The organism is Streptomyces cahuitamycinicus, from assembly GCF_002891435.1.
Taxonomy (GTDB): Bacteria; Actinomycetota; Actinomycetes; order Streptomycetales; family Streptomycetaceae; genus Streptomyces; species Streptomyces cahuitamycinicus.
Map to the genome: position 1 here is coordinate 1 of NZ_POUC01000759.1, position 2,042 is coordinate 2,042.

3 protein-coding genes are annotated in these 2,042 nt (G+C 74.4%); all 3 read left to right on the forward strand.

Annotated elements, in window-relative coordinates:
• On the forward strand, positions 1–981 hold a 981-nt coding region (locus tag C1J00_RS42500; RefSeq protein ID WP_102914128.1), incomplete at its 5' end, for a biotin transporter BioY.
• Positions 974–1,297, forward strand: a complete 324-nt coding sequence (locus C1J00_RS42505) for a nucleotide pyrophosphohydrolase (protein ID WP_102914129.1) — start codon at positions 974–976, stop codon at positions 1,295–1,297. The genes C1J00_RS42500 and C1J00_RS42505, both read left to right, overlap by 8 nt.
• A gap of 245 nt (positions 1,298–1,542) precedes the next feature.
• Positions 1,543–2,013 (forward strand): DUF6099 family protein, encoded by a 471-nt coding sequence (locus C1J00_RS42510; protein ID WP_102914130.1) that lies wholly within the window; start codon positions 1,543–1,545, stop codon positions 2,011–2,013.
• The last annotated feature ends 29 nt before the right edge of the window (positions 2,014–2,042 follow it).

Consider the following 2,042-nt stretch of genomic DNA (forward strand, 5'->3'; position numbering starts at 1 on the left):
GCCCTCGCCCGGCTCGGCGGCGGCGCCGAGCTCGGCGAGGCGTTCCCCGACCCCACCGCCTGCGTCCCGGAACGGGCCCGGCCCGACGCCCAGCGCCGCCGCGGGTTCCGCATCGGCTGCACGGCCGACGGCCCCGCCGGCCCGGTCCGCCTCGACGTGGCCGTGCAGGCCGAGCCCGAACTGCGCGTCGTGGGCGAGCGGTTGACGGCCGACGGGCAGGTCCTCCTGGAGACCGCCCTGCGCGACCCGGGCAAGCGCGCCGTGCAGGCCGCCTGGCACACGGCCGGGCCGACGCCGGTGACCCGCGGCCCGCTCCCGGACGACCGGCTCGGCACCGCCCTGCTGCCGCTGCGCGTGGCCGGCCGGACACCCGGGCAGCGCAGGGTGCTGGCAGCCGCCGAGCAGATGGTCGTCGCCCTGCGCTCCGCCTTCGCCTGCGACCCCGAGCCCGCCCGCATGCGCGGCCCGGTGACGGCCGGCCCCGGCCGTCTGCTGGGCGGCTGCGCCAACCTCGCCGACGTGTTGTGGCGTACCCGTGCCGAGTGCGGGCGGCGGCACGCGCAGTTCGTGGCGGCGGTGCGGGCGGGCTGCGCGGGGCCGGTGGCGGACGTGCTCGCTCGGGCGGAGGGGGCTACGGGAACGATCCGCGCCGCCCTCGACCGGGGTGACGGCGTCCGCACGGACCTGCGACGGCTCGGCGACGGCGAACTGCGCTACGTGGCACTCGCGTTGGTGCTGCTCACCGGACCGGGCGTGCTGGAGGTCGACCCGGCCGGCGAGGTGCCCGCCGCGCTCCAGACGCTCACGGTCCTCGCCGACGGTTTCGACCGGGGCCTGGACGGACGGCAGCGGCTGGAACTGCTGCGGCTGGCGGCCCGGATGTGCGAGCGGGGGCACATCCGGCTGGTCGGCGCGGTCAGCGACGGCTCCTGGGCCGCCGGGACGGAGGGAGCCACGGTGGTACACCTGGACCGTGACTGATCCCCTGGACGTGGCCGGACTGCAACGTCGGCTGGCCGATTTCGCGGCCGTGCGGAACTGGCAGCAGTACCACACCCCCAAGAACCTGGCCGCCGCCCTCAGTGTGGAGGCATCCGAACTGGTCGAGATCTTCCAGTGGCTGACCCCCGAGGAGTCGGCCCGGGTGATGGCCGACCCGGACACCGCGCACTGCGTCACCGACGAGGTCGCCGACGTGCTCGCGTACCTGCTCCAGCTGTGCGAGGTGCTCGGCATCGATCCGCTGGCGGCGCTGGACGCGAAGATCGACCGGAACGAGCGGAGGTTCCCGATCTAGCGGCCCCGTCCCACCGCCTGGAGCGGATGCCTGGGGATGCCTCGAGCGGATGCCTGGAGGATGTCTGGAGGGGAGAAGTCCGTTTGTACGTTGCGTAATCGAATCACGGCTTGAATCCGAATCGTTGTCCGCAATTTTCCGCCTTCCTCTGGCTTTTCGTCTCACACCCCTTCACTCTGGGTAGTGAACAAGGGAGTGCGGGCAGACGGACGCGCGCAGCGCGTCGGACAAGACGGGGGCAGCGCATGGACGCGGTGCGGCTCATCGTGACGAGCAGGCGGTCCCTGGCGGCGGGCGGCGGCGCGCGGGAGACCCTGGCCGAGGTGTGGCAGGCGCAGGCCCTCGCGCAAGCCATAGGCAGCCGCCTCGCGGTCGCCGGGCCGCCCGAACTGCGCGGCGAGGCACTGGGGTTGACGGAGCTGGCGGGCCGGGGCTGCGGCGTCCTCGACCCGCCGGAACTGGCCCCCGGTGAGCTGCGGGCGGGCCAGCTGACCGAGTTGGGCGACGCCCGCCACACCCTCATGTACCTCGGCGGTCTCCTCGGCGAGGTCGGCATCGCCCTCGTCGCCCTGGCCAGCTCCGCCGACGACGAGGGCGCGTACTGGCAGTGCATGGAGGCCATCGACGCGGCGGACGAGTCCCGCGACCGCGTCCTGGAAATGCTCCGCAGACTCGCGGACCGGGAGGAGACCCTGCCGGAGAGGGAGGCGGGGTAGGCAGACCCGGCGGGCGTGCGGGCAAGGAG

What these genes read in the sequence shown, in the direction of transcription:
- C1J00_RS42510 (WP_102914130.1), top strand. Translation starts at nt 1,543, where the DNA reads ATGGACGCGGTGCGGCTCATCGTGACGAGCAGGCGGTCCCTGGCGGCG.